Raw genomic sequence first — 11,376 nt, forward strand, 5'->3', positions numbered from 1 at the left:
ACGCTGCGCCTGGCCGTACCCGCCGAAGAGGTCGCCCTGCGCCCGGAGACCGCCGACATCTACGGCGTCAAGAGCCTCCCGGTCACCTGGGACGCCTGACCGCCGGCCGTGGCGGCATCGGCGCGGGTGACCGGTGGTCCCGCGGAGGGGTCACGGCTCCGATGGCCCGTCAGGCGGAAAGCTGCGCAGGAGCTCGGCCATCGTCTCGCTGACCGGGATGGTGGTGGGCAGCCGGGGGGTCTCGAAGTGGCGGGCCTTGTACCGGCGCAGCAGTGACTCCCCGTGCTCGGGCCAGGAGAAGTTCTTCTTCTTGAGGAGCTTGCCGAAGACCACGCCGGCGTTGTCCGGGTCGGGGTCGGCCAGCAGCCTGATGGCCGCGGGGGAGATGTCGTCGCCGCGCAGATAGGACGTCAGGGTCTCGCGGTAGCGGCGCCGGTTGATCAGGCTCGGGGCGGCGAAGAGCTCCTGGAGCAGGCCGAAGTCGAGGTAGAAGCTGATGCCTGTTTCCGGGTCGAAGTGGATGGCCACCGTTTCGGCGTCCGGCATCTCGTCGGAGTAGGTGAGGCTGGGTGAAGGAAAGGTGTTGCCGGGCTGGGCCCGGTCCATGCACGCTCGCATGAAGGCGTCATATTGCGAGGGCACCTCCTCTCCCGGGACCACGATGTATTCGGCGCCGTACATCTCGATGAAGACTTCTCGCTGCTCGGCGAGCATCCGGCGGGCGGCGGCGAGCTTGTCCGGGTTGCGGAAGACCAGCTCGGGGTTGCGCAGGGCGACCTCCGCGGCCTGGATGAGCAGCTCGTCACGAGCCTCGGCGGGGAAGAGGCTGATGTGCGCGCTGACCAGCCAGTCCGCGCCGAGCGGCACCAGGCGGCAGATGAGGAACATGCCCTTGCCCACCGTACGGAAGGCGGACTCGCCCATGTTGGACCGGGCACGATAGGTGAGCTCGTCCACGAGGTTGAACAGGATCACGGCGTCCTGGTCCTTCTCCTTGACCTCGAAGACGCCTTCGACCACGTCCTTCCAGCCGAGGAGCATCTCCCGCTCCTGCGGGCTCAGACCGGGGTGAGCCCGCAGGAAGCGGTCGATGACCGTGTCACCGGAGGCCAGCCGCTGCTGCAGGACGAAGTGGTCGACGATCATGCTCGTGGCCACCTCGCTGTCGGCGAGGACGTCGGGATGGCTCCGCTCGAAGGCTTCGTCGAGCTCGCGGGCGAACCGGGGTGACAGAGCGAAGTCGACCAGCCGCTCCTTGAGGGCCCCGGCCTGCTTCATGACGTCCATGGCGGTGTCGTTTCCTTCTTCGGGCCGTGCTCCTACGGCTTCCTGGACCTGCATCCACGCGCCATTCCAGGGTCCCACAGATCGGAAACCGTGATCCACGGTCCGGAATCGCTTCCGGTCAGCAGGAGGACACCTCGAAATAGGCCGGCCCGGTCTGCTTGAGCGTGGTGATCACGAACGTGTTCCACAGGCCCATCGGCTGGTTGGAGCCGTTGGCGTAGGCGTAGCCCGCGGATTGGTGGGCGCGGCCCGCCTGGGTGTGGGCGTAGTTGCTGGCGGTGAAGCAATGCCCCGGTGGCGTGGGGGTGGCCGTCGGATTCGGGGTGCCGGTGGCGAGGCCGAAGAAGCGGGTGTCGTGGTACGCCGAGCAGATGGTGTCCAGGAAGTACGCGCCCGCCGTGCCGCACTGGTCGGCCGCGTTGCCGGGGTCCACCGGGGTGCCGTGGCCCATTCCGGAGATCTTGTAGTAGCGCAGCGCGTCCGCGCCGTACGTCTCCAGGGTGGTGCCGCCGGGCAGGCCCGTGGTCGAGGCCGGGGTCTGGGAGAGCCCGAGGACGTTGGTGAACTGGTCGCGCAGCTCGTCGCCGTTGGCCTTGTTGACCGTGTAGTCGGCCTGGCCGTGCCAGATCGCCACCTTGGGCCGGGGGCCGGTGTAGCCGGGGTGGGCCGCGCGGACCGATGAGCCCCAGTCGGCCGGCGTCTTGGCCACCGGGCCGAGCATGCAGGTGGTGGTGGAGGCGGGCGGCGAGCAGCGGTAGGGGAGACCGGCGACGATCGAGGCGGCGTGGAAGAGGTCGGGGTACGTGGCGATCATGACGGCGGTCATTGCGCCGCCCGCCGACAGGCCGGTGATGGAGATTCGGGCCGGGTCCAGGTTGTAGGCCGAGGTCGCGTGCGTCACCATCTGGGCGATGGACAGCGCCTCGCCCTGGCCGCGTCTGATGTCGCCCTCCTGGAACCACTGGAAGCAGTTCGTGGGAGCTGTCGTCGCCTCCGGGAAGATCAGGGCGAAGGCGTGCTGGTCGGCGAACTTCCGCCAGCCCGAGTTGGCGTAGTAGGCGTTGGCGTTCTGGGTGCAGCCGTGCAGGGCCACGACGGCGGGGGAGCGGGGCGGGAGGTTGTCGGGGACGTAGGCCCACATGTTGAGTGCGCCGGGGTTCGAGCCGAAGCCGGTGACTCTGGTGAGGGTGGCCGCCTGGGAGACGGCCGGTGCGGCGATGAGGGCGAGGGCGAGGAGGAGCGCGGTCAGGGCGCGGCTGAGGAGTGCATTCATGGTTGACTCCTGAGTGAGGTACTTGCCGGTGACCGTATGTTTTGCGGGATCCGACTGATATGTGTCACGAGCCCGGTTTTCCGGGGTCCGGCATGTGTGCGCCCCGCACCAGGGCGGGTCGTGCCGTTTCCTGCGCGGGTCAGTGGCGCCCGATCGTGCCGAACCAGCTTCTCGGTGCGGACGTCCAGCATCTCGGCGTGCCCGACATCCCGGTGCCTCGCGGGGGGCCAGCGGCGCGCGACGTGGTCGAGCTCTGCGATCGCGATGACACTACGGAAGCGTCGGGTGCCGGCAGGGAACCGATCGGCACGGTCGAGGTCGACCCCCGAGGGGACGTGCCCGCCGGCGCCGGCTCACATCGGGGGGCCGACTCCGAGCGGTCGGAACCGACCGCCCTGCCCACCGACGAGGAAGAAATCCGCAATGACCCAGACCGCTGCGCGCAAGCAGGGCTGCACCGCCACGGTGGTCGCCGGCTGCTTCGCCGTGCTCCTCGCCCAAGTGGCCAATTCGCTGCCCGGCGCGCTCAGCGGCACGTTCTCGCCCAAGCTGGGTGCCGCGAATTGGCACGGGTAGTTATAGGTGCCGGTGCCGGCGCAATTCCAAACTGCGCTCGACCATACAGACGACCTACCCGTCACGGTTGTCGGGTCTTTGGCGAGCCGTTGCCATCCCCACCAGCAGAATCGCCGCAAATCAGGTCCACCCGGTGGGTGGATGCGCCCGGCGAAGGCAAAGGTTCCGGTAAAGCCAGGTCCCGGCATTCGGGCCGGCGCGGGGAAATGTCGGGCCCGTACGAGAATATCGGCCACACTTGCCCCCGTGCCCGTCGATCTCAGGGGGAGTGTTCAAATGGCCGTCTCCAGGCGCCGGATCGTCGCCGGGCTCGGCGCGCCGGCCGCCGGTGCCGTGGCCCGTCCCGCCGAGGCCGGGGCGTTCGCCGTTCCGCAGGGCGTCGCCCCCGAGCGGCTGGCCCGGGACGAGCGCTTCTGGAGCACGGTCGCCAGGCAGTTCCAGGTGAGCCCCGACTTCGTCAACCTGGAGAACGGCTACTACGGGATCATGCCGGACCCGGTACGGCGGGCGTACCACCGTAACGTCGACCACCTCAACGAGCGCAGCTCGCACCTGCTGCGTACCGTCTACAAGCCGGGCGCCGACAAGGTCCGCGAGCGAATCGCCGCCCTGCTCGGGGCCACCCGGAACGAGATCGCGCTGACCAGGGGCGGCACCGAGGCCCTGCAGAACCTCATCTCCGGCTACCGCCGCCTGCGCGCCGGCGACGCCGTCATGTACGCCGACCTCGACTACCACGGCGCTCAATACGCCATGAACTGGCTCCAAGCCCGCAGAGGCGTCCGTCGAGTGCGTCGTCATCCCCGAACCCGCCACCCGCCAGGCGGTGCTCGACACCTACGAGCGCGCGCTGCGGCGGCATCCGAAGGTGCGGCTGCTGCTGCTCAGCCACATGAACAACCGGACCGGCCTGGTCACGCCGGTCCGCGAGATCGTCGCCATGGCCCGCCGCCGGGGCGTCGACGTGATCGTGGACGCCGCTCACTCCTGGGGCCAGCTCGACTTCACCCTCGCCGATCTCGACGCGGACTTCGCGATCTTCTCCTTGCACAAGTGGATGGGCGTGCCCCTGGGCGCCGGCTTCCTCTACATCCGCGACGGCCGCCTGGCCGACATCGATCCCCTCTACGCCGACGAGACATATCCGGCCTCCGACATCCGCTCCCGCGTGCACTCCGGCACCACGAACGTCGCCCCGTTCCTGACCGTGGACGCCGCTCTGGACTTCCACGGGACGCTGGGAGCGAAGGTCAAACAGGCCCGGCTGCGCTACCTGCGGGACCGCTGGGTGGGGCAGGCGCGCGAGCTGGGCGGCTTCCGGATCCTCACGCCGGACGAGCCGGACATGTACGGCGCCATCACCGCCTTCCGGCTGGACGGCCGGACCACCGAGGCCGACAACCTCGCCATCGCCGACCACCTCATGACCAGGCACCGCGTCTTCACCGTCAGCCGTACCGGAATGACGGGCGGTGGCGCCGTGCGGGTCACGCCGGCCCTGTTCACCTCTGCCGGCGAGGTGGACCAGCTGGCGCTCGCGCTGCGTGACATCCGCGGTCGTTTCCTCCGCCGCTGACGCGAGCCGCCCTTGACAGGCTCGCTCGACCATCCTCTATCTTGCTCATATGAAGAGATCTTCAGATGTTGGTGCGTTGGCGATCGACGGTTGCAGCGTCAAGGTGGTCGACGCCGATCGAGTGGTCGCCGTGCGCGAGCGGATGCCCGCCGCCGAGGACCTGACCGACACCGCCGACGTCTTCGGCCTGCTGTCGGACCCCAACCGGCTGCGGCTCCTGGTCGCCCTGCTGGACGGCGAGCTGTGCGTGTGCGACCTGGCGGCGGTGACCGGTCAGAGCGAATCGGCCGTCTCCCACGCCCTGCGGCTGCTGCGCGCGCATCGCATCGTGGCCGCCCGCCGTTCCGGGCGGATGGCGTACTACCGGCTGGCGGACCCGCACGTGCGGATGCTGCTCGACCTGGCGCTCGCGCACACCGAGCACACCGACGCCATCCACCCCGAGCGCGACGGGAGCTCGTGATGGGTGCCGGGCACGGTCATGGGCACGGTCATGGGCACGCGGGCGCCCGCCACCGCTGGCGGCTGGCGGTCTCCTTCGCGCTGATCGGCGCGTTCTTCGTCGTCGAGCTCGCCTTCGGGCTCATCTCGGGCTCGCTGGCGCTGCTGTCGGACGCCGGGCACATGGCCGCCGACGTCGTCACCCTCGGCGCCGCGCTGGTCGCCACCCGGATCGCCACCCGCCCCGACACCACCGGCCGGCGCAGCTACGGCTCCTACCGCGCCGAGGTGTTCGCCTCCCTGCTCGCCGTCGTGCTGATGCTCGGTGTCTCCCTGTACGTCGTCATCGAGGCCATCGGGCGCCTCGGCGGTCCCGCCGAGGTCTCCTCCGGGCCGATGCTCGTCGTCGGTGCCATCGGCCTGGCCGTCAACCTCGTCGCGCTGCTCCTGCTGCGTGCCGGGGCGAGCGAGAGCCTCAACGTCAAGGGCGCCTACCTGGAGGTCGTCGCCGACACGGCCGGCTCGGTGGGCGTCATCGTCGCCGGCTGGCTGGTGGCCGCGACCGGGCAGGCGTACTGGGACACCCTCATCGCCCTGATCATCGGCGTCTTCGTCGCCGTACGCGCCGTGTCGCTCGGCCGGCAGGTCTTCGCCGTGCTCGGCCAGCACGTCCCCGAAGGCATCGACGCCGCCGCCGTCGCCGCCGACCTGGCCGCGATCGAGGGCGTACGCGACGTGCACGACCTGCACCTGTGGACGCTGACCTCCGGCATGAACGTCGCCACCGCCCACCTCGTCACCGCCGACCAGAGCGACAACCACGCCGTCCTGGACCAGGCCCGCGACCTGCTCAGCAGCCGCCACCACATCGCCCACGCCACCTTGCAGGTCGAGCCGGCCGACCACCGGGGCTGCGACGAACTCGGCTGGTGACCCGGGCCAAGAAGGCGCATGTTGCCATCACATGCCCAATTGGGGATATCATCGCCATATGGCGATTGATGAGATGGTCGGCCGTTGCGTGACCGCCGACATCGCAGCCGGGATCACGCCGGCGGCGGCGTTGTTCCACTCCCTGGCCGACGAGACCCGGCTCCGCATCGTGCAGCGCTTGGCCCGGGGCGAGGCACGCGTGGTCGACCTCACCGCGGAGCTCGGTCTCGCGCAGTCCACGGTCTCGAAACACCTGGCGTGCCTGCGCGACTGCGACCTGGTCGCCTACCGCGCCGAAGGCCGCCAGTCGTTCTACTCCCTCACCCGTCCCGAACTGATGGACCTGCTCGCCTCCGCCGAGCAACTCCTGGCGGCCACCGGTCGTGCGGTGACGCTCTGCCCCGCGTCGGGCCCGGCGAGCGACGATCGCATCGAACCCCTGGCGGGGGAGGCGGCACCATGACATCCCTGGACCTGTCCGCGGTCCGCCGGGCTCTGCTGCGGCGCCGTATCCGGCTCCTGGTCGCCGCCACCATCACCTACAACGTCATCGAGGCGGCCGTCGCCATCACCGCGGGCTCCATCGCCTCGTCCGCGGCGTTGATCGGGTTCGGCCTCGACTCCATCGTCGAGGTCGCCTCGGCCGCGGCGGTGGCCTGGCAGTTCTCCGCCGCCGACCACGAGCGCCGCGAGAAGACCGCGCTGCGCGTCATCGCGATCTCCTTCTTCGCCCTGGCCGCGTACGTCACCTTCGACGCCGTCCGCGCCCTGCTCGGCGCCGGGGAGGCCGAACCCTCGACCCCCGGCCTGATCCTGGCGGCCCTGTCCCTGGTCGTCATGCCGTTCCTGTCGTACGCCCAGCGCCGCGCCGGCCGGGAGCTCGGCTCGGCCTCGGCGGTGGCCGACTCCAAGCAGACGCTGCTGTGCACCTACCTGTCGGCCGTCCTGCTGGTCGGGCTGGCACTCAACAGCCTGTTCGGCTGGTCCTGGGCCGACCCGATCGCCGCCCTGGTCATCGCCGCCGTCGCCGTCAAGGAGGGCCGCGAGGCATGGCGCGGAGACGCCTGCTGCGCCCCGCCCGCACTAGGCTCCCTCGCCGGGACCGGCACCGCCGACGGCTGCTCGGACGGGTGCTGCACGGCCAAGGACGACGCCCGTCAAGATCCGGGCCGCGCACCACGCTGAACGGCGCGCCGCCCCTGCCGCGACCTCGGCGACGCGGCCCCTTGGCCCCGCACCGCGAAGCGCACTCGATGAGCAGCGCCTCGGCATCCCCGGATCGGCGTGCCGGCGCTGTCGCGTGCGAGCAATGCATTGATGTCGATCGATGAATTTATCGGCCGATCAGCCGGTGTTTGCCGGTTGTTCACATAGGCGGACTTCTATGCATGGGTGACGGGAGCCTGGTCGGGGCCGGGCCTTTATCCGAGGAAAAGGGATAGATCGTGAAAGATCGAGTGCGGATGGCGCGTGCCTTGCTTGCGGTGGCGGTGTGCGCTGTCGCGCTGGCGGCCTGCGGCGGCAACAACCAGAACCCGGGCACGGCCACCGGTGGCGAGGCGACCGGCGGCGCCACGGCGGCGAAGGAGCTGGCCGGCGATGTGAAGGTCGATGGCTCGTCCACGGTGGCGCCCTTGTCCACAGCGGCGGCCGAGTTGTTCGCCGAGCAGCAGGCCAAGGTACGTGTCACGGTCGGCACCTCCGGCACCGGCGGCGGTTTCGAGAAGTTCTGCAACGGCGAGACCGACATCTCCAACGCCTCACGCCCGATCAAGGACGAGGAGAAGGCGGCCTGCCAGGCCAAGAACATCGCCTATGAGGAGTTCTCGGTGGCCAACGACGCGCTGACCGTCGTGGTGCACAAGGACAACACCTGGGCCACCTGCCTGACCGTCGACCAGCTGAAGAAGATGTGGGAGCCCGGCTCGAAGGTGAACAACTGGAACCAGATCGACTCCAAGTTCCCGAACGAGCCGCTCAAGCTCTTCGGCGCGGGCACCGACTCGGGCACCTTCGACTACTTCACCGACGTCATCAACGGTGAGGAGGGCAAGAGCCGCACCGACTACAGCCCCAGCGAGGACGACAACGTCACCGTCCAGGGCGTGGCCGGCTCCAAGGGCGGGCTGGGCTACTTCGGCTTCTCCTACTTCGAGGAGAACGCCGACAAGCTCAAGGCCGTGCAGGTCGACGGTGGCGACGGCTGCGTCGGCCCGAGCGTGCAGGCGGCGCAGGACGGCACCTACAAGCCGCTGTCGCGGCCGCTGTTCATCTACCCCAAGGCCGAGTCGCTGAAGCGGCCCGAGGTGCTCGCCTTCGTCGAGTACTACGTGGCCAACCACAAGCAGATCGCCGAGGACGCCAAGTTCATCCCGCTGAACGCCCAGCAGGAGACGGAGCTGAAGGCCGCTCTGGACAAGCTGAAGGCCCAGGCCGGCGGATGAGCCCGACCGGCACCGCGTCCTCCCCGGCCGCTCCGAAGGGGCCGCTGGGGAGGGCGCGCTCGCGCTACGGGGAACGCACGGTCCAGGTCGTGCTGGTGGCCGCCGCGCTGGTGTCGGTGGCCACGACGGCGGGCATCGTGGTTTCGCTGGTGCCGCCCACGGTCGAGTTCTTCGAGGCGGTGAGCGTCGCGGAGTTCTTCACCAGCACGCAGTGGGCGCCGCTGTTCGAGCCGCCCGCCTACGGCGTGCTGCCGCTGATCGCCGCGACGTTTCTGATCACCGTGATCGCCATCGTGGTGGCGATCCCGCTCGGCCTGGGCGCCGCGCTGTATCTGAGCGAGTACGCCCACGCCCGCACCCGCAAGATCTTCAAGCCGGTCCTGGAGGTGCTCGCGGGCGTCCCGACCGTCGTGTACGGCTTCTTCGCCCTGCGTTTCGTCACCCCCGCCCTGCAGGCCTACCTGCCGGCCGGCCTGCAGCCCGACATCTTCAACGCCCTTTCCGCGGGCCTGGTGATGGGCGTCATGATCGTGCCGACCGTGGCGTCGCTGTCGGAGGACGCCATGTCGGCGGTGCCCCGCGGCCTGCGCGACGGCGCCTACGCGCTGGGGTCGTCGACCAGGCTGGTGGCCGTGCGCGTGGTGCTGCCGGCCGCGCTGTCGGGCGTGGTGGCCTCGTTCGTGCTGGCCATCTCCCGCGCGATCGGCGAGACCATGATCGTGGCGATCGCGTCGGGCAACAAGCCGGCGCTGTCGTTCAACCCGCTCGACGCCATGCAGACGATGACCGGCTTCATCGCCCAGGCCGGCTCGGGTGACCTGCCGACGGCCTCGCTGGACTACAAGACCATCTTCGCCGTCGGTGCCCTGCTGTTCCTCATCACGTTCGCGATGAACTTCATCAGCGCCCGCCTGGTGCGCCGCTTCCGGGAGGTGTACGAATGACCGTCACCCAGGAGCGACTGCTCGTCCGCCGGCGCGTCCCCTGGGGCGACATCGCCTTCAAGATGCTGCTGCGGTTGTGCCTGGCCGTCGCGGTGGCGTTCCTGGTGACGCTGCTGGTCTACGTCGTCTACAAGGGCTGGTCGCGGCTGGATGCGAGGTTGTGGGAGAACTTCCCGTCCATCCGGCGACCCGAGCGGGCGGGCGCCAAGTCCGCGCTGTTCGGCAGCCTGTGGGTGATCGGGCTGACCGCGGTGATCTGCCTGCCGGTGGGCGTCCTCGGCGCGATCTACCTGGAGGAGTACGCCGACCACCGCCGCTGGTACAACCGGCTGATCGAGCTCAACATCGCCAACCTGGCCGCCATCCCGTCCATCGTCTACGGCATCCTCGGCCTGGGCATCGTCGCCCGAGGTTTCGGTCTGGGCACGACCATCGTCACGGCATCCATCACGCTGTCGCTGCTCGTGCTGCCGATCGTGATCATCGCTTCGCGCGAGGCGATCCGGGCGGTGCCGGGTGAGATCCGCAACGCCTCCTACGGGCTGGGCGCCACCAAGTGGCAGACCGTCTGGCGGCAGGTGCTGCCCTCGGCGGTGCCGGGCATGGCCACCGGCTCCATCCTGGCGCTGTCCAGGGCGGCCGGCGAGGCGGCCCCGCTGCTGCTGCTCGGCGGCCTGACCTACGTGGCCTACACCCCTGACGGCCTGCTCAGCGGCTACACCGTGCTGCCGATCCAGATCTACGGCTGGATCAGCCAGTCCCGTACCGAGTTCCACGACCTGTCCTCGGCGGCGATCGTGCTGCTGCTGATCGTCATCATCGCGATGAACTCCATCGCCATCTTCGTCCGCAATCGCTCGCAGAAGCGGTGGTGAACCCGTACATGACCTCCGATATGACGACCGGAGCGAGGAACATGGCTCCCTCTGAACCGCCGCCCGAGATCTTCGACCCCGTCTTCACGCTGAAGGACCTGTCGGTCTTCTACGGCGACTACGAGGCGGTGCGCGGCGTGAACATGCGCATCGCGCCCCGCGAGATCACCGCGCTGATCGGCCCGTCCGGCTGCGGCAAGAGCACGGTGCTGCGCTGCCTCAACCGGATGAACGACCTCATCCTGGACGCCCGCATCGCCGGCAAGATCACCTACTACACCGAGGACCTCTACGGCGAGTCCGTCGATCCGATCGAGGTCCGGCGCCGGATCGGGATGGTCTTCCAGAAGCCCAACCCGTTCCCCAAGTCCATCTACGACAACATCGCCTACGGCCCCCGCGTCAACGGGCAGCGCCGGGGCCTGGACGAGGTGGTGGAGGAGGCGCTGCACCGGGCGGCCCTGTGGGACGAGGTCAAGGACAAGCTCAAGCAGAACGCCCTGGCCCTGTCCGGCGGCCAGCAGCAGCGCCTGTGCATCGCCCGCGCCATCGCGGTCAAGCCCGACGTGATCCTGATGGACGAGCCCTGCTCCGCCCTCGACCCGATCGCCACCACCAAGATCGAGGACCTCATGCAGGTCCTGTCCAGGGACTACACGATCGTGATCGTCACCCACAACATGCAGCAGGCGGCCCGGGTGTCCGAGCGCACCGCCTTCTTCACCGCCGAGGTCGACGACAAGGGCGTGCGGCACGGGCGCCTCGTCGAGTTCGACTCCACCGCACGGATCTTCAGCAACCCCGCCGACAAGCGAACCGAGGGCTACATCACCGGACGCTTCGGCTGAACTGAGCGGAGCCGATGAACACATGAGCCGTGCAACAGCCGCCGTCCCGTTGCGCGGGCAGCGAGACAGCGCGACCAGGACCGAAGGGCCACGGGATCCCGCTGTACGGCAACGGCAAGTTCATGGGCTACAGCAAGAGCGCCTTCGACAAGGCCGGGGTCAAGGTGCCCGGCACGTTC

At 69.4% G+C, this 11,376-nt stretch carries 12 protein-coding genes and 1 pseudogene; 11 read left to right on the forward strand and 2 right to left on the reverse strand.

Features of this window, described 5'->3' with window-relative positions:
* Nucleotides 1-150: 150 nt before the first annotated feature.
* Together AB0J69_RS60340 and AB0J69_RS60345 are read right to left on the reverse strand one after the other, a co-directional pair.
* Nucleotides 151-1,287, reverse strand: coding sequence for a hypothetical protein (locus tag AB0J69_RS60340; RefSeq protein WP_364138053.1), 1,137 nt, complete (start codon nt 1,285-1,287; stop codon nt 151-153).
* Between the two features lie 118 nt (nt 1,288-1,405).
* Nucleotides 1,406-2,560, reverse strand: a complete 1,155-nt coding sequence (locus AB0J69_RS60345; protein ID WP_364138055.1) for a PHB depolymerase family esterase — start codon at nt 2,558-2,560, stop codon at nt 1,406-1,408.
* A gap of 423 nt (nt 2,561-2,983) precedes the next feature.
* Between AB0J69_RS60345 and AB0J69_RS60350 the strand changes: the two genes are divergently transcribed.
* From AB0J69_RS60350 to pstB, 11 genes and pseudogenes are all read left to right on the forward strand, one after another.
* Nucleotides 2,984-3,136, forward strand: a complete 153-nt coding sequence (locus AB0J69_RS60350) for a hypothetical protein (protein ID WP_364138058.1) — start codon at nt 2,984-2,986, stop codon at nt 3,134-3,136.
* A 486-nt stretch (nt 3,137-3,622) separates the two neighbouring features.
* Nucleotides 3,623-3,862, forward strand: a pseudogene (locus tag AB0J69_RS60355) (aminotransferase class V-fold PLP-dependent enzyme); the annotation flags it as partial.
* A 100-nt stretch (nt 3,863-3,962) separates the two neighbouring features.
* A complete protein-coding gene (locus AB0J69_RS60360; RefSeq protein WP_364138060.1) occupies nt 3,963-4,712 on the forward strand; it encodes an aminotransferase class V-fold PLP-dependent enzyme in 750 nt (249 codons plus the stop codon).
* A 76-nt stretch (nt 4,713-4,788) separates the two neighbouring features.
* The gene (locus tag AB0J69_RS60365; RefSeq protein ID WP_364138062.1) at nt 4,789-5,175 is read left to right on the forward strand and encodes a metalloregulator ArsR/SmtB family transcription factor; all 387 of its coding nucleotides are present in this window, start codon (nt 4,789-4,791) and stop codon (nt 5,173-5,175) included.
* Nucleotides 5,175-6,086 (forward strand): cation diffusion facilitator family transporter, encoded by a 912-nt coding sequence (locus tag AB0J69_RS60370; RefSeq protein WP_364138065.1) that lies wholly within the window; start codon nt 5,175-5,177, stop codon nt 6,084-6,086. Before AB0J69_RS60365 ends, AB0J69_RS60370 begins: the two co-directional genes overlap by 1 nt.
* A 73-nt stretch (nt 6,087-6,159) precedes the next feature.
* Entirely contained in the window at nt 6,160-6,549 is a 390-nt protein-coding gene (locus AB0J69_RS60375; RefSeq protein WP_364138080.1) for a metalloregulator ArsR/SmtB family transcription factor, read from the forward strand.
* Nucleotides 6,546-7,271 carry a cation transporter gene (locus tag AB0J69_RS60380; protein WP_364138068.1) on the forward strand — a complete coding sequence of 242 codons (726 nt, stop codon included), beginning with the start codon at nt 6,546-6,548 and terminating at the stop codon, nt 7,269-7,271. The genes AB0J69_RS60375 and AB0J69_RS60380 overlap by 4 nt, the downstream gene beginning before the upstream one ends.
* A gap of 260 nt (nt 7,272-7,531) precedes the next feature.
* Entirely contained in the window at nt 7,532-8,530 is a 999-nt protein-coding gene (locus tag AB0J69_RS60385) for a PstS family phosphate ABC transporter substrate-binding protein (RefSeq protein WP_364138071.1), read from the forward strand.
* Entirely contained in the window at nt 8,527-9,474 is a 948-nt protein-coding gene (gene pstC / locus AB0J69_RS60390) for a phosphate ABC transporter permease subunit PstC (protein ID WP_364138073.1), read from the forward strand. Before AB0J69_RS60385 ends, pstC begins: the two co-directional genes overlap by 4 nt.
* Nucleotides 9,471-10,349 carry a phosphate ABC transporter permease PstA gene (pstA, locus tag AB0J69_RS60395; protein WP_364138075.1) on the forward strand — a complete coding sequence of 293 codons (879 nt, stop codon included), beginning with the start codon at nt 9,471-9,473 and terminating at the stop codon, nt 10,347-10,349. Before pstC ends, pstA begins: the two co-directional genes overlap by 4 nt.
* 41 nt (nt 10,350-10,390) lie before the next feature.
* The gene (gene pstB, locus AB0J69_RS60400) at nt 10,391-11,197 is read left to right on the forward strand and encodes a phosphate ABC transporter ATP-binding protein PstB (protein WP_364138077.1); all 807 of its coding nucleotides are present in this window, start codon (nt 10,391-10,393) and stop codon (nt 11,195-11,197) included.
* Nucleotides 11,198-11,376: the final 179 nt, after the last annotated feature.

This window comes from Nonomuraea sp. NPDC049709, assembly GCF_040674815.1.
Lineage (GTDB): Bacteria > Actinomycetota > Actinomycetes > Streptosporangiales > Streptosporangiaceae > Nonomuraea.

Excerpts from the sequence above, each read along its gene's own strand:
- AB0J69_RS60340 (WP_364138053.1), bottom strand. The coding sequence starts at position 1,287 with ATGGACGTCATGAAGCAGGCCGGGGCCCTCAAGGAGCGGCTGGTCGAC.
- AB0J69_RS60345 (WP_364138055.1), bottom strand. The coding sequence starts at position 2,560 with ATGAATGCACTCCTCAGCCGCGCCCTGACCGCGCTCCTCCTCGCCCTC.
- AB0J69_RS60350 (WP_364138058.1), top strand. The coding sequence starts at position 2,984 with ATGACCCAGACCGCTGCGCGCAAGCAGGGCTGCACCGCCACGGTGGTC.
- AB0J69_RS60370 (WP_364138065.1), top strand. The coding sequence starts at position 5,175 with ATGGGTGCCGGGCACGGTCATGGGCACGGTCATGGGCACGCGGGCGCC.
- AB0J69_RS60375 (WP_364138080.1), top strand. The coding sequence starts at position 6,160 with ATGGTCGGCCGTTGCGTGACCGCCGACATCGCAGCCGGGATCACGCCG.
- AB0J69_RS60380 (WP_364138068.1), top strand. The coding sequence starts at position 6,546 with ATGACATCCCTGGACCTGTCCGCGGTCCGCCGGGCTCTGCTGCGGCGC.
- pstC (WP_364138073.1), top strand. The coding sequence starts at position 8,527 with ATGAGCCCGACCGGCACCGCGTCCTCCCCGGCCGCTCCGAAGGGGCCG.
- pstA (WP_364138075.1), top strand. The coding sequence starts at position 9,471 with ATGACCGTCACCCAGGAGCGACTGCTCGTCCGCCGGCGCGTCCCCTGG.
- pstB (WP_364138077.1), top strand. The coding sequence starts at position 10,391 with ATGGCTCCCTCTGAACCGCCGCCCGAGATCTTCGACCCCGTCTTCACG.